The sequence below is a fragment of the Staphylococcus sp. EG-SA-2 genome, from assembly GCF_017152085.1.
This window is the reverse complement of sequence record NZ_JACYHC010000122.1, coordinates 1-548: the sequence shown is the minus strand read 5'-3', so window position 1 is coordinate 548 and position 548 is coordinate 1. Positions and strand designations below refer to the sequence as shown.

Here is a 548-nt window from a genome sequence, read left to right as displayed (position 1 = left end):
TTTACGATTTCGGTATTGATAGTGCCTATTCTATAATCTCTTCACCTAGCACTTTAGAAGATGTCCTACAAAATAGCGAACAAAATTTATTAAACACTGCAACTGACATTGCTCGTATTCTGAAATTACAATAATGTCAAAGTAAATCATCAGCTTTATTATTTGCAGTTAAAACTTGAATGAGGTGAAACCCATGAAAAGAACTGATAAATACCGTGATTCATATCAATACGACAATCAAAACCAAAATCATCGTCGTCAATCTGAAGACGCATCGTATAGACAACAATATGCTAAAGGCGATCCTGAAGAACACCCGGAACGATACTATAATGGTAGAGATTATCGAAGAGAACAAATTCTTGAAGAAGAAAACGAGAAATCCCGCCGTTCAAAAAAATGGTTATATATCATTATTGCCATTCTCTTAATTATTGTCGCTATTTTTGTCACACGCGCCTTACTTAACAATGATAGCGATAAAGTTAGTAATGACCCTAAAGTCTCTCAAAATTATAAAAAACAAGTTGAAAATCAAGACGGCCAAA

At 33.8% G+C, this 548-nt stretch carries 2 pseudogenes; both read left to right on the top strand.

What is annotated here, in order from left to right:
- A pseudogene (locus tag IDG60_RS27155) lies at nucleotides 1-134 on the top strand (glycerate kinase); the annotation flags it as partial.
- Nucleotides 135-193: 59 nt separating this feature from the next.
- Nucleotides 194-548, top strand: a pseudogene (locus IDG60_RS27150) (hypothetical protein); the annotation flags it as partial.